Source organism: Priestia sp. YIM B13552 (genome assembly GCF_042787775.1).
GTDB classification, from domain to species: domain Bacteria; phylum Bacillota; class Bacilli; order Bacillales; family Bacillaceae_H; genus Priestia; species Priestia megaterium_E.
The window spans coordinates 347,413-360,348 of sequence record NZ_JBHZOU010000004.1 but is presented as its reverse complement, the minus strand read 5'-3'; the positions used below and the strand labels follow the sequence as shown (position 1 = coordinate 360,348).

Here is a 12,936-nt window from a genome sequence, read left to right as displayed (position 1 = left end):
AATCAAAAAGTAGTTATACTATATTTATTATTTACCAATTTCGTCACAAATATAAACTAACACTACATTTCATCATAGCAAAAAAGATATTATATCAAACCGTCTATAGGATATGACATAATATCTTATTTTTATTATAACTTATTTTCAACAAAACGGCTAATCCGTTTTATGGATTCTTCTAATGATTCCATTGAAGAGGCGTATGAACAGCGAATATGTCCCTCTCCGCCTTTTCCAAATACATTGCCTGGCACCACGGCTACTCGCTCTTCAAGCAAAAGCTGCTCAGCGAATTCTTCCGATGACAATCCAGTTTTTTTGATAGACGGGAACACATAAAACGCTCCTCCGGGAGAATGGCATTCCAGACCAATTTGATTTAATGACTTCACCATATAGTTCCGTCTTCTGCGATAGCTTTTTCTCATCTCTTCTACGTCATGCTGCCCATTTTGTAGCGCTTCAATTGCTCCATATTGTGCCATGGTAGGCGCACACATCATTGTATACTGATGAATTTTCAGCATTGCTTTAGCAATCTCAGTTGGTGCACATATGTATCCAAGACGCCATCCAGTCATGGCAAACCCTTTAGAAAAGCCAGAAATAATAATAGTTCGTTCTTTCATCCCTTCTAAAGAAGCAATAGATGTAAATTCTTCATCATATGTTAATTCTGCATAGATTTCATCCGTGATAACAAGCAAGTCATGCTTTATGACAATATCCGCAATAGCCTGCAGCTCTTCTTTAGATAGTGAGCTTCCTGTTGGATTATTAGGAGAACATAAAAGAAGGGCTTTCGTGTTGCTTGTAATGACTTCTTCAATCTGTCTAGGCTGCAGTTTAAACTCTGTTTCTGCCGTTGTTTCAATTGCCACAGGAACTCCTCCTGCTAGCGAAATTAACGGGCTGTAAGACACAAAATTTGGCTCCACGACAATAATTTCATCTTCAGGGTTAATCAAAGCTCGCATTGTAATATCTAGAGCCTGACTTCCTCCAACGGTCACAATAATATCATCTTTATAATCATACGAGACGTTAAAATTTCTTTTCATATACTTCATAATTTCAAAGCGGAGCTCTAAAAGTCCCGCATTTGCTGTATAAGAGGTATATCCTCTTTCCAACGATAAAATACTCGCTTCTCGAACAGCCCAAGATGTGACAAAATCAGGTTCACCTACTCCAAGAGAGATGACGTTATCCATACTTGCTGCTAAATCAAAAAAGCGGCGAATACCTGAAGGTTTCAGCTGTTGTACAGTTGTTGACAAGCGCTCTTTCATTACGGAGACACCACGATTCTGCGATCTTCATCGCCTTGGTCATAGATGGTACCATCGTGCTTATATTTTTTCATGATAAAGTGAGTCGTTGTAGATAAAACAGAGTCTAGCGTAGAAAGCTTTTCAGAAACAAAAAACGCTACTTCAGACATTGATTTTTCTTCAATAATAACAGACAAATCATATGCTCCTGACATTAGGTACACGGATTTCACTTCTTGAAAACGATAGATGCGCTCCGCAATCTCGTCAAAGCCTACTCCTCGCTTTGGTGCAACTTTTACATCTATCATAGCCGTGACGCCCTCATGTCCATCTACTCGTCTCCAGTTAATATCAGCTGAATATTGCACAATTACTTTTTCTCTCTCTAGCTTTTTAACAATATTAGAGGTTTCTTCAAACGTTAAATCCACCATTTTTGAAATACTATCTATCGAAATACGGCTATTTTTTTCTAGAATTTCTAAAATTTCTAACTCTTTTTCTTCTAAGAACACCGCGTTCCCCTCCTACAACGATTAAATTTTTTCACTTTTTCCATTATATCAAATTTAAACACATCTTTAATGTGAAATCTATACCGGTAAGTGAGTTTCATTTTATAGATTGCTGGAAATTAGGACAGACTAGAAAGAAAAAGATGGAGTGAAACAAATTGACTGAATCTAAAATTACTTGCCACCAGCGTACTTTTAATGGAGTCAATGTTTACTACGAATGCCATAACTATCACCCTGATAAACCAGCCATTGTATTTATTCACGGCTTTTTATCATCGAGTTTTAGCTTTCGACGTTTAATTCCTTTATTTGAAGATACGTTTTCTATCATTACGCTGGACCTTCCGCCATTTGGGCGAAGTGAAAAATCGTTAACCTTTCAATACTCGTATAAAAATTTAGCCAGAATTGTCATCGAGTTGATTGAATATTTAAAGTTGAAAGATGTTGTACTATCGGGACACTCAATGGGAGGACAAGTTTGTTTAAACGTAGCAAAGTTAAAGCCTTCTTGCGTATCGAAACTAGTTCTTCTTTGCAGCTCAGCTTATTTAGGCCCCTCACATTATGGATTGGTCATGTCTTCTTATGTTCCCTTCTTTTATCTGTGGGTAAAAACGTGGCTGTCTCGCAAAGGTGTATTAGGCAACTTGCAAAATGTCGTATTTGACCATAAGTTAATCGACGAAGAAATGATTGATGGCTATACTGAACCATTTTTGGATGACCGTACGTTTATGGCTTTAACGAGAATGATTCGCGATCGAGAAGGAGACCTATCCTCAAAGGATTTGCAACACATAAAAAAACCAAGTTTACTCATTTGGGGAGAAGAAGACCGGGTTGTTCCTTTGCATCTCGGACGTAAGTTAAAAGATGATTTAACAGACTCTACCTTTATCTCTTTAAAGGAAATTGGACACCTTTTACCAGAAGAGTGTCCCGACATTGTGCAATCTCATATGGTCGATTTCTTGTACGGTGAAAAAGCCCTGTCTCAATAATGACGGGGCGGGTTCGTATATTTCACACGAGGCGATAACTTTAATAAAAATTTATTAGTCGTGCTTCAGCAATTTTTTCACTTTCTTTATTGACTTCACAAGTTAACTTCGTTGACAAACGTATTAAAAATAAGCAAACTATTATATTAAAAAAGGGGGTACTTTTATTGTCTACTTATTCTTTTGATCAATTAATTAACCGTACAGGTACGCAGTCCGTAAAGTGGGACAAAACTGATCTTGTTTTTGGAGCAAAAGATGTTCTGCCTTTTTGGGTAGCTGATATGGATTTCCAAGCGCCGCCTAATGTTCTTCAAACCATTAATGAGCGTGTCAAACATGGTATTTTCGGCTACACTTCCCCTACTGAATCTACGGCGAATGCTTTATCATCCTGGATAGAAAAAAAGCATCAGTGGACCATTGATCATGAATGGATTACATACAGTCCAGGAGTTGTGTTTGCCCTGAGTATGGCTATTCAAGCATTTACGGAACCTGGAGATTCAATTTTAATTCAGCCTCCAGTCTATACTCCATTTTTTAACATGATAAAGGTAAATGATCGAGAAGTTGTTGAAAATCCGTTAAAACTTGCAGGCGATAAATACGAAATTGATTTTTCAGATTTAGAGAAAAAATTTGCAGAAGGCGTAAAATTAATGATTCTTTGCAGCCCTCATAATCCAGTAGGACGCGTGTGGACAAAAGAAGAACTGAAGAAGCTTGCCGACCTTTGTGAAAAATACAATGTATTAATTGTTTCAGATGAAATCCATTCTGATCTAGTTTACCAGCCTTATAAACACATTCCCATCAGCATGGTGAGTGAAGATGCAGCCAATCGAACCATTACGTGTATGGCCCCTAGCAAAACATTTAATATACCGGGACTTCAGGCTTCAGCTGTTATTATTCCAAATGAGAAACTGCGCACACAGTATGTTCAGCAGCAGCAAAAACAAGGGTTTTCTAATTTAAACACATTCGGAATAATTGGATTAGAGGCGGCTTACAGTGAAGGTGAAGAGTGGCTAGAAGCACTGCTTGTGTATCTGAAGAAAAATGTAGATCTCGTGACGCGTTTTATAAGTGAGAACTTGCCTGAACTGCGAGTGGTTCAGCCAGAAGGAACTTATTTACTATGGATTGACTGCAACAAGCTGCATTTATCAGAAGAAGAATTACATGAACGCTTATTAAAAAAAGGTAAAATCGCCGTAGAAAAAGGCGAAAAATACAGCTCCACATATGGAAAAGGTTTTATCCGCTTGAACATTGGCTGTTCACATGAACAGCTTCAAGAAGGATTAAATCGCTTAAAAGTAGCTTTAACGTAAAAAACAGCGTTCTTTCGTGAGAAAGAACGCTGTTTTTAATGTTTTTTTGAAATAACCCCGCAGGCGATTCGCTTTCCAGAATTACCTGATGGCTCTGTCATTCCGTCATCCCCTTGTTCGGTAATAACAAGGGACGAACCATCCATACGCTTAACAAGAGATGTCTTTCCTTCTTTTAACGTGACTTGAGGAACCATATCTGTTCCTGTATACGTCTGATCGTCTTCTACCACAATATTTTTCATATCGCCTAAATGCGGTCCTTTTGGATTTAACAGTCCGTGTTTCTTTTTATCAGGATCAAGGTGATTGCCCGCACTTTTAAAGTTAGGAGCTTTGCAAATCCCCATTTCATGAATATGTACGCCGTGTTCCCCAGGTGGAAGTCCGCTTAAGTTGTACGTAAACTCAATTCCATCGGCCTGCTCTTTCAACTTGACTGTACCGATGCTATCTCCATCTGCGTTGTAGACTTTAACTTCTTTATTGGATATTTCTTTTTCCATACACCCCGTTAACAAGAAAAAAGGCACGGTTCCAATGAGTAGTAGTTTTTTCATGTTGCCCTCCAATCGCGTATGCACTAGCGAAAGTTTTAGATGTCTTTCCATAGATTGTCCAGCAACATATTATTTTAAACGCTTACATTTTATTTGCATTTCATTACAGTGATTTCTTATTTTCCTGTTCTTTCAGCTTTGCTTCTAATTCCTTCGTTTTTTCTTCTTCTTTTTTCGAAATCTTAATGATTAAACGCCATACTGCAACTGCTGCTAGTACAAAAAGCGCCATAGTAGCAAAAGCAGGAATATATTCTCTTTTATCTTCCGGAAAATAAAGCAAAAACATTAAATACATCATGTACAACATCCTTTCATAGAAACGGTAGGGGGTTTTGATTTATACTGGTCATAACAAACACTTTACTTAAAGGAGATCTAGCAATATGACATTTACAATTGGTCAAACAGTTACGGCACTTTATAAAACTGGGAAATATATCGGTGAAATTACACAAGTTCGAGATCTGCATTATGTTGTGCGGATTCAAGCTGTGTTAAAGCATCCAGAACAAGGTGACTTACATAATCCTGGGCAAGTGGACGTACCATTTTTTCACGAGCGAAAAGCACTTGCATTTCGAGAGCAGGCCAATATTCCTCAAAAAATGGTTCATCTCTATGAAGACAGCGTTCCCGATTATAAAAATTCACTAAAAAAAGCACTTGAATTAAAGATAGCTGAGCAACAAGCCAAAGACAGCCCTTTTGCTCAAGCAAGTATTGCCTGTTTAGAAGAGTTAAAAAAAGAGTACGGTATTCATTAAGTAAAAAGCCAAATTCACGTAGAAGTGATTTGGCTTTTATAATGCAAATTTATTTAATACTTTTGAAAAATCGATTCGATCTCCTATGGTCGTTGGCTCTGGTTTTTGAAGATACCGCTTATCTTTTTCTACAAGCTTAAAGATGTTGAGTGTCGTCATCGCATCATCAAGCGCACAGTGGTGCTTTCCAGTTCCTTCTTTACCATACTCCTGCACAGCTTTCCAAAGGCCAGTTTGATTTTGATCTCCAAAAAAGCGCTTATACTCCATTGAAAGATCAATTTCTTTACCTGCAAAAGGAAATGGCACCTTATTTTTTTGACAGCACTGCCTTAATACTTTCATATCCATGTTCCCCCATGTAATGATCGTGCTGTGTTTATACATGCCCAGTCGCTGTACAAGCTGCTCTAGCGTAATGCCTTCATTTACTTGATTTTGTTCGATATGGAGAAATGATTTACAGCGCTCAGTTAATTTTGTAAAGTGTGTAGGCTGTACGTAAGAGGAGAAACGATCAATGATTTCTTGATTTTTAACAAACACCAAACCAACTTCAATGATTTCCGGAAAAAAGCCTTTTGGAAAACCCTTATACTCTGGCATTGTAAATTCAAAATCAATGAATAAATACTGAGAGTTCTTATCCAATATTATCACCCCTTTGTAAAATAAACCGCCCTACTATATTAATGCTATTATAGCACGATTGAACAATCGGAAGGTCTATTTTCTGTTCTTATTTTTAATATTATGAATATTCTAGTTGCTGAATAAAAAGAATACTTTACTACTACTATATTCTAGAGCATGTCTCTATGCGCAGGGTAACTGTCACGAATAGACATAATTTCGCTTATTTTTTTACCTATTTTTTCACTTTTTTATGTATTCGCTCTTCCACATTCTCTTTAAACTCTAACACGAGTGTGTGAGGTGGCTCCTTCTGACTCCAAAAGCATACCTCACACCTTCTAGACTAAGCATTCTTATGTTTAGGCTTTAGGCAGAATAGCAAGGGTACATCTGGATATACAGATTAAATTCTCTTTTTCATCTTGAATTTTCACTTCCCAAACCGCTGTTTTTTTTCCTTTATGTAAAGGAACGCCTATAGCTGTAACGATTCCATCTTTTTTCCCTTTGATATGATTGGCATTAATTTCTAAACCTACGCAAATTTCTTTTTCGAGATCGACACTTTTAATGGCACCTAGACTAGCCACAGTTTCAGCTAACGCCACCGATGCTCCTCCGTGTAAAAGCCCGAATGGCTGACGCGTTCGCTCATCAACAGGCATCGTCGCTTCCACTCTTTCTTCACTCGCACTAATAATCTCAATTCCTAATGCTTCTAACAGCGTATCTTTTGTTTTCATATCCATACCTCCCTTTGCATCTAGTATACAATAACGGTTTTGCTACAACATATACGAACCCTCTACATATACATAATAAAAATCCGTTTTCTAGGAGGATTCTTATATGAAATCATTTGCTCCCTTGTCTTACTATTGGCCATCGTACTACATGCCTCACCCTTATACATACAGGGTACCTAACTTACCTGAGGCGAACATCGCGACATTTCAGCAATCTCTTAAAGTTATTCCCTCTACCATGCAAAGCGCTACTATCTTTATTCAAAGAGCTAATACTTCGCCAAATTTAATAAAAAAAATAAAAGCTGCTGCTCAAGAATCCAAAATGAGTGAAGTAAAAAGACTCATTCTTTCCACTGGTGTTAAGACAAAAATCGATGTTTTTTATACTCCAGACTATATTAAAATTACGTTTATTCATCCCGATACCCAATTTGACTGCTGTCACGTATCGTTAAATATTAGATGGTAAAATACAAGAAAAAAAGTCTTATTTTCTTCAAAAAAAGATGTACATGTTGTTTCGTTACGAATATTATAATATATGCCATTTTTGTATGTAAAAACAAATTACACGATAATTGTATTTAGGATACAAATATGATATTGTATTTGGAAATATATTTTTTCTTTAGGAGGGATGACATGATGAGACATGTTACGCTAGTAGAAATTTTCACGCATCCTATCGCTCAAAAATATTTAACTCGATCTGGCGTTGCGCATGCTGTATCCGTCGCCTATCATGCGTTTCGTCTATCCGTACAGCATAATGTAAACCCGGATTTAGCTACAAAAGCAGCGCTGCTTCATGATATTGGCCACTACGAATGGTACACAAATGGTCAGTGGGATTATGAGAAGTATCGTCAAAATGATATTCACGCTATTAAAGGGGCTGAACGTGCACATAAATTACTCATTCGTTTAGGTGAGGAACCTCAGGCGGCAAAAGAAATTGCTTTAGCTATTTTACTACACACAGACTCATATTTGCCTGAAGGAACAATTCAACAACGCCCTCTTCAAAAAGTAGTCAAACTAGCTGATGAAGCTGATGAAGAGCCAGGCGGCAAACACCATTACCGTGAATTGGAATATAATCTGGCTGTAAAGAAAATTAAGGAGCTTGATAAGAAAGTGCTTGAACTTCTACATTCCAACCAATTTAAACAGTTAGGCTGACAGGATTAACTCCTTTCATAAGAGTTAATCCTTTTTATTATTTCTCCTCATAATTCCCTGCAAATTACTCATACTACTTATTGATTCTCATTTTTGGTTAGTTAGGAGGAAGAAGAATGTCTAAAAACGCTAGAGGTTACGTGCAAGATTCTTGCACATCATTAAATCAGGCAAAAGCAAGCCTTGAACAAGCTCTTCAAACGGTAGAGAAAGATTCAAATCGTGAACGTATTGAACAATCTCTTCAGGCTGTAGAGCAAGCATTAGGAGCTTGTGACAGCACTGCTTCTACTCTTTCTCAAGCATGAAAAAAGCAGCCGGTTTTGATCGGCTGCTTTTTGTCATTATAGGGCCTCTATTTACAGGATAACTGAGGCTATCCACCCAAAAATAATAAGTGGAATGTTATAGTGAAGAAAAGTTGGTACACACGTATCCCAAATATGATCATGCTGACGATCGACTGCTAATCCAGATGTGGGTCCAAGCGTACTGTCTGAAGCTGGTGAACCAGCGTCTCCAAGCGCTCCCGCTGTACCAACAATACAAATCGTTGCCATTGGACTCATACCAAGTTCTAAGCAAAGAGGAACAAAAATCGTCGCGATAATTGGAATGGTAGAGAAAGAAGAACCAATGCCCATTGTCACTAAAAGCCCGATGACAAGCATAAGAAATGCACCTAGCATTTGGTTGCCGCCAATAAGAGCAACAGAGCCTTTTACAAGCGCTTCTACATCTCCAGTTTCTTGAAGAACTTTTGCAAAACCAGAGGCAGACAGCATAACAAATCCGATGAAAGCCATCATTCTCATTCCGTTCGTTAATACTGGATCTGCTTCATTCCACTTCAAAGCCCCGCTGAAGTAAACGACAACAATCCCTGCAAGCGCTCCGAAAATCATAGAATCTACTAAGAGCTGCACAGTTAAAGCCGCTACAATCGCAAGTAGAGCTACTATAATTCCTCTTGTTGTGTAACCTGTACGCTCCTCTGTGCCTTGATCGATGTCAATGTCTTCATAACTGCGCGGCTTGCGGTACGAAATAAACACAGCAAACAATAAGCCCGCTACCATTCCTAAAGCTGGAAGAGCCATCGCCGTAGTAATATCTCCTTTATCAATTGTTAATCCACTTTCTTTGATGTTAGTAAATAAAATGTCGTGATAAATCTTACCGAATCCTGCCGGCAAATACATATAAGGTGTAACCAATCCAAATGTAATCACTGTTGCGACTAATCGGCGATCGATTTTCAACTGATTAAATACTTTTAATAGAGGTGGAATTAAAAGCGGAATAAATGCAATGTGAACCGGAATAACGTTTTGAGAAAAACATGAAATAATAAGGATGATCAATAAAATCAGTACTTTTGACAGTGACTTCTTTTTCGTTTCTCCTTCTTTCCCTACTATTTTTAACGCTAGCTGAACAACGGCATCAGGCAGCCCTGTCCGCGAAACAGCCATCGCAAATCCTCCAAGCAAAGCATAGCTTAATGCAACAGAAGCACTGTTTCCAAGACCATCTGTGTATATACTTACTGTATCTGTTAGGCTGATACCGCCAACAAGTCCTCCAATTAACGCTCCGACTGCTAAAGAAAAGACAACGTTGATACGCAATAAGCTCAAAATCAGCATCACGAGCACAGCTATTAATACTGCATTCATTTTGAAACCTCCATTTTTCTTTTTACTTTATCTCATTAAAACATTAGAGAGATAAACAACATGTTCATTATATTAGGTATAGAAAAAAAGTCAATCATCTTATTAAATAAACGTTTGTTTAACTTCTCTACACCCTTAACAATATAAGGATTTTTCTAAATAATCTTTTCTTACTAAAAAGAAAAAACATTATGTAAACATATTAAAAAAAGAAGCATCATCGATGCTCCTTTTTACTTTTTTTCTATAAATGCTATATTTTTTCATTAATTGACTTCAAATGAACAAACCATTGCAGCTAGTGTTCGCACCATCACGCCTGTTGCACCTGAAGGTCCTAACTCATGAGAAGCAGCGGATGTTGCAGTTCCAGCAATATCCAAGTGAACCCATGGTGTTTGCTCTGCAAACTCACCAATAAAGGTTCCTGCCATAATTGCGTGCCCCTCCCGTCCAGGAGAGTTATTTAAATCTGCTACCTTACTTCCCCGAACACGCTTTTTGTCTCGTTCTGTAATAGGCAGTTCCCAAATCGGTTCGCCTGTCTCAATGCTCGCTTTCGCTATTTGCTGCAACAAAGCGGAATCATTCGTCATTGCCCCAGTTGTATGTGTACCAAGAGCTACAATTACACCACCCGTTAATGTCGCCACGTCTACTAAATAATTTGCTCCATGGTGTTTGGCATAGGAGATACCATCAGCTAACGCTAAACGCCCTTCAGCATCTGTATTCAGTACTTCTATTGTCTTTCCATTCATTGCTGTAATTACGTCATCTGGCTTAAAAGCACGCGCGCTAATAACGTTGTCAGTTGATGGAATGACAGCTACTACGTTTTGATGAGGTTTTAATTCTCCAATCGCTTCCATTGCACCAAGAACAGATGCAGCTCCGCCCATATCTGTTTTCATACCTACAATCCCGTCTTTAGATTTAATAGAGTAACCACCTGTGTCAAAAGTAATCCCTTTTCCTACCAACCCAATAACGTCTTCCCATTTTTCTTTTCCTTGATATTTTAGGACAATCATTTTAGGAGGCTCTGCGGAACCTTGATTGACTGCTAACAGTGCGCCCATTCCCAATGTTTCCATCTCTTCTTTTTCTAAAATTTCATATTCAAAACCATATGTATGTGCCATTTCTACTGCATAATTAGCTAAATCTGTAGCCGTTAGCATATTGCTTGGTAAGTTAACAAGGGTGCGCGCTGAGTTTGTTGCTTTTCCATACGTGTATCCAACCAAAGCAGATTGTATAACGTCTTTATAAAAAGAAAGCAGTTCAATTTTCTCAAGCTGTTTGTCAGGTTCGTTTGATTTCTTTTTGTAGTTTTCAAACTCGTACATTGCAAGCTGTTGAGCTTCTCCTAACAAAGCTGCAGTTTCTTGCTCTGACCACGCTCCTGTATCAAATGTAGAAAGGGCGACCGATGCGTTTGAAATCTTCGCTTCTTTTAACTTTTTAAATAACAGCCCAAAGCTCTCTTTGAGCCCATTTTTAGTTAGCGCTTGCTTTCGTCCGAGTCCTACAAAATAAAGACGTTTTGCTCCTAATTTTCCTAGTGTATGAATCGTTGAAATACGTTTTTCTTGTACACGTATATCCCCTTCTTTAATCAAATGAATGAGCTGTCCACCTAAAGCTTCATCAATTTCTTTTAGAAGGCCTTCAAACTGTTGGTTTTGATTAAATAACCCGATTACCAGCGCTTCTGTTTGATGATCAACACCAAATGTTTCTACATGCGAAAACATAAAATTCCTCCTTTTACGTATAGAGATTTTATTTTTATTTATCATCTGCTTTGTTTAATCTATTCAGCAAGTGGAATATATATCATATTCACCACTGTTTTCATCTATATACATATGATAGCAGAAATACAATTTTTAATCACAGTTCAAAACCCTTAGTTTCACACATATACTTTCATCTACCGCTTTTTTCACCATACGGGTTTAGCTTTTCAGACATTTTAAGTTGAGGGAGGACGTCTCAATGGAGTTATTCTCAAATTTTCCACTTTGGAGTTCATTAATCGCTATTTTCTTTGCTCAATTTATTAAGATTCCCCTTTCTTTTGTAGCTACTAAGAAAATAGACGGCAGCTTATTTTTTAGTACGGGAGGCATGCCAAGCTCTCACTCCGCAGCAGTAACTTCCTTAGCAACTGCCATTGGGCTAGCAGAAGGTCTTAAATCTCCTATTTTTGCTCTCTCCGCTATTTTTGCCATTATTGTCATGTTCGATGCTAAAGGGGTAAGAAGACACGCAGGAGAGCAAGCAACGGTTTTAAATCGTTTGGTTGAAGACTTTCAGCGCGCGGTAAAAGAGGCAAAGCTGTGGACGACCAATGAAGAAGACGAAAAACAAGTGAAGCTAAAAGAGCTGCTTGGACATAAGCCTATTGAAGTTTTCTTTGGAGCCTTAACAGGGATAGCAGTTGCTTTTGTAACATATTATGTATGGCCATAAAACATAAGAAAACACATGAAGAGTTCTTCATGTGTTTCTCGTTTATTTTACCTGCTGGCGAAAAACTTGCATCGACTTCTTTTCATTCAGCATTGTTAACTCTTCTTCAGTTAAGCGGCCGTCCCCTGATTTCACTACATAGACGTTTAATTCTTTTTTACCCCATATGTTGTACACATCGGAAACAGTCTCAAAATATAAATCAAGATGATTGCCTTTAATAGCCCCACCTTTATCTGCTACCACTCCATAGCCATAGCCCGGAATAAACAAGATCGTGCCGATTGGGAATATGGTTAAATCAGCAGCGATGGTCGAATACAAGTCACGTTTTACTTTAACGCCCGAATATGTAATACCATACCCTGGATGATTGGGATTTTTCCCAGTTGATTCGTAACCAGCTGTGTAACCCGTAGCTAATACATTCTTAGTTGGATAACGCGACCAATCAAATGCTTCTTCAATCGTCAGACGCTCTTTGTCATTGCTAGCCGCTTCAGCTCTTAGTGGTTTTAGAAGTGATGGCAAGAGCCTTTCATTCATTAGAGGATGCCCTGTACTGTTTATAAAAGGCATATATTTGATGACTGTGGTTATTGGGACGCCAGTAATTGCTTCATATGTTGTAAACAGCGCTCCGACCAGTAGTAGGCACATAATGAATCGCTTTGCTATTTTTCCAATCATTGTGATTTCCACAACTCCTCTCACGAATCTATTTGTTTCCAACATAAAAA

Annotated in this window: 16 protein-coding genes; 7 read left to right on the top strand and 9 right to left on the bottom strand. The window is 38.0% G+C overall.

Annotation, left to right across the window (positions count from 1 at the left end):
- Window positions 1-134: 134 nt before the first annotated feature.
- Both ACFX40_RS18890 and ACFX40_RS18885 read right to left on the bottom strand, forming a co-directional pair.
- On the bottom strand, window positions 135-1,295 hold the full coding sequence (locus ACFX40_RS18890) for an aminotransferase (RefSeq protein ID WP_013059600.1): 1,161 nt from the start codon (window positions 1,293-1,295) through the stop codon (window positions 135-137).
- On the bottom strand, window positions 1,295-1,795 hold the full coding sequence (locus tag ACFX40_RS18885; RefSeq protein ID WP_013059601.1) for an Lrp/AsnC family transcriptional regulator: 501 nt from the start codon (window positions 1,793-1,795) through the stop codon (window positions 1,295-1,297). Before ACFX40_RS18885 ends, ACFX40_RS18890 begins: the two co-directional genes overlap by 1 nt.
- Before the next feature lie 158 nt (window positions 1,796-1,953).
- Between ACFX40_RS18885 and ACFX40_RS18880 the strand changes: the two genes are divergently transcribed.
- A complete protein-coding gene (locus ACFX40_RS18880) occupies window positions 1,954-2,802 on the top strand; it encodes an alpha/beta fold hydrolase (protein ID WP_013059602.1) in 849 nt (282 codons plus the stop codon).
- Between the two features lie 167 nt (window positions 2,803-2,969).
- Entirely contained in the window at window positions 2,970-4,142 is a 1,173-nt protein-coding gene (locus ACFX40_RS18875; protein ID WP_028409586.1) for a MalY/PatB family protein, read from the top strand.
- 35 nt (window positions 4,143-4,177) lie between these two features.
- On the opposite strand, the gene ACFX40_RS18870 is transcribed toward ACFX40_RS18875, so the two are convergent.
- Both ACFX40_RS18870 and ACFX40_RS18865 read right to left on the bottom strand, forming a co-directional pair.
- Window positions 4,178-4,702: a superoxide dismutase family protein gene (locus ACFX40_RS18870; protein WP_013059604.1), complete on the bottom strand. Its 525-nt coding sequence runs from the start codon at window positions 4,700-4,702 to the stop codon at window positions 4,178-4,180.
- A 103-nt stretch (window positions 4,703-4,805) separates the two neighbouring features.
- Complete coding sequence (locus ACFX40_RS18865) at window positions 4,806-5,003, bottom strand: hypothetical protein (RefSeq protein WP_028412613.1); 198 nt, start codon at window positions 5,001-5,003, stop codon at window positions 4,806-4,808.
- Between the two features lie 85 nt (window positions 5,004-5,088).
- Between ACFX40_RS18865 and kapB the strand changes: the two genes are divergently transcribed.
- The gene (gene kapB, locus ACFX40_RS18860) at window positions 5,089-5,469 is read left to right on the top strand and encodes a kinase-associated lipoprotein KapB (protein ID WP_013059606.1); all 381 of its coding nucleotides are present in this window, start codon (window positions 5,089-5,091) and stop codon (window positions 5,467-5,469) included.
- Window positions 5,470-5,505: 36 nt separating this feature from the next.
- Here kapB and kapD read toward each other — a convergent pair whose 3' ends face one another.
- Both kapD and ACFX40_RS18850 read right to left on the bottom strand, forming a co-directional pair.
- A complete protein-coding gene (gene kapD, locus ACFX40_RS18855) occupies window positions 5,506-6,120 on the bottom strand; it encodes a 3'-5' exonuclease KapD (RefSeq protein ID WP_013059607.1) in 615 nt (204 codons plus the stop codon).
- 344 nt (window positions 6,121-6,464) lie between these two features.
- Window positions 6,465-6,848 carry a hotdog fold thioesterase gene (locus tag ACFX40_RS18850; RefSeq protein WP_028409588.1) on the bottom strand — a complete coding sequence of 128 codons (384 nt, stop codon included), beginning with the start codon at window positions 6,846-6,848 and terminating at the stop codon, window positions 6,465-6,467.
- Window positions 6,849-6,954: 106 nt separating this feature from the next.
- Between ACFX40_RS18850 and ACFX40_RS18845 the strand changes: the two genes are divergently transcribed.
- The 3 genes from ACFX40_RS18845 to ACFX40_RS18835 all read left to right on the top strand — a co-directional run bounded on the left by ACFX40_RS18845 (window position 6,955) and on the right by ACFX40_RS18835 (window position 8,344).
- Window positions 6,955-7,323 carry a YuzC family spore coat inner layer protein gene (locus ACFX40_RS18845; protein ID WP_060745804.1) on the top strand — a complete coding sequence of 123 codons (369 nt, stop codon included), beginning with the start codon at window positions 6,955-6,957 and terminating at the stop codon, window positions 7,321-7,323.
- 176 nt (window positions 7,324-7,499) lie between these two features.
- Entirely contained in the window at window positions 7,500-8,036 is a 537-nt protein-coding gene (locus ACFX40_RS18840) for an HD domain-containing protein (RefSeq protein ID WP_028409590.1), read from the top strand.
- Window positions 8,037-8,152: 116 nt separating this feature from the next.
- Complete coding sequence (locus ACFX40_RS18835) at window positions 8,153-8,344, top strand: hypothetical protein (protein WP_013059611.1); 192 nt, start codon at window positions 8,153-8,155, stop codon at window positions 8,342-8,344.
- Between the two features lie 51 nt (window positions 8,345-8,395).
- On the opposite strand, the gene ACFX40_RS18830 is transcribed toward ACFX40_RS18835, so the two are convergent.
- Window positions 8,396-9,715, bottom strand: coding sequence for a Na+/H+ antiporter family protein (locus ACFX40_RS18830; RefSeq protein ID WP_028409591.1), 1,320 nt, complete (start codon window positions 9,713-9,715; stop codon window positions 8,396-8,398).
- Window positions 9,716-9,981: 266 nt separating this feature from the next.
- Window positions 9,982-11,475: a leucyl aminopeptidase gene (locus tag ACFX40_RS18825; protein ID WP_060745806.1), complete on the bottom strand. Its 1,494-nt coding sequence runs from the start codon at window positions 11,473-11,475 to the stop codon at window positions 9,982-9,984.
- A 244-nt stretch (window positions 11,476-11,719) separates the two neighbouring features.
- Here ACFX40_RS18825 and ACFX40_RS18820 point away from each other — a divergent pair, with 244 nt between their 5' ends.
- Window positions 11,720-12,196, top strand: coding sequence for a divergent PAP2 family protein (locus ACFX40_RS18820; RefSeq protein WP_013085319.1), 477 nt, complete (start codon window positions 11,720-11,722; stop codon window positions 12,194-12,196).
- A 42-nt stretch (window positions 12,197-12,238) separates the two neighbouring features.
- On the opposite strand, the gene ACFX40_RS18815 is transcribed toward ACFX40_RS18820, so the two are convergent.
- Window positions 12,239-12,886, bottom strand: coding sequence for a 3D domain-containing protein (locus ACFX40_RS18815; RefSeq protein ID WP_028409593.1), 648 nt, complete (start codon window positions 12,884-12,886; stop codon window positions 12,239-12,241).
- Window positions 12,887-12,936: the final 50 nt, after the last annotated feature.

What these genes read in the sequence shown, in the direction of transcription:
- kapB (WP_013059606.1), top strand. Translation starts at nt 5,089, where the DNA reads ATGACATTTACAATTGGTCAAACAGTTACGGCACTTTATAAAACTGGG.
- ACFX40_RS18840 (WP_028409590.1), top strand. Translation starts at nt 7,500, where the DNA reads ATGAGACATGTTACGCTAGTAGAAATTTTCACGCATCCTATCGCTCAA.
- ACFX40_RS18835 (WP_013059611.1), top strand. Translation starts at nt 8,153, where the DNA reads ATGTCTAAAAACGCTAGAGGTTACGTGCAAGATTCTTGCACATCATTA.
- ACFX40_RS18870 (WP_013059604.1), bottom strand. Translation starts at nt 4,702, where the DNA reads ATGAAAAAACTACTACTCATTGGAACCGTGCCTTTTTTCTTGTTAACG.
- ACFX40_RS18865 (WP_028412613.1), bottom strand. Translation starts at nt 5,003, where the DNA reads ATGATGTATTTAATGTTTTTGCTTTATTTTCCGGAAGATAAAAGAGAA.
- ACFX40_RS18815 (WP_028409593.1), bottom strand. Translation starts at nt 12,886, where the DNA reads ATGATTGGAAAAATAGCAAAGCGATTCATTATGTGCCTACTACTGGTC.
- ACFX40_RS18845 (WP_060745804.1), top strand. Translation starts at nt 6,955, where the DNA reads ATGAAATCATTTGCTCCCTTGTCTTACTATTGGCCATCGTACTACATG.
- ACFX40_RS18830 (WP_028409591.1), bottom strand. Translation starts at nt 9,715, where the DNA reads ATGAATGCAGTATTAATAGCTGTGCTCGTGATGCTGATTTTGAGCTTA.
- ACFX40_RS18825 (WP_060745806.1), bottom strand. Translation starts at nt 11,475, where the DNA reads ATGTTTTCGCATGTAGAAACATTTGGTGTTGATCATCAAACAGAAGCG.
- ACFX40_RS18820 (WP_013085319.1), top strand. Translation starts at nt 11,720, where the DNA reads ATGGAGTTATTCTCAAATTTTCCACTTTGGAGTTCATTAATCGCTATT.
- ACFX40_RS18890 (WP_013059600.1), bottom strand. Translation starts at nt 1,295, where the DNA reads ATGAAAGAGCGCTTGTCAACAACTGTACAACAGCTGAAACCTTCAGGT.
- ACFX40_RS18850 (WP_028409588.1), bottom strand. Translation starts at nt 6,848, where the DNA reads ATGAAAACAAAAGATACGCTGTTAGAAGCATTAGGAATTGAGATTATT.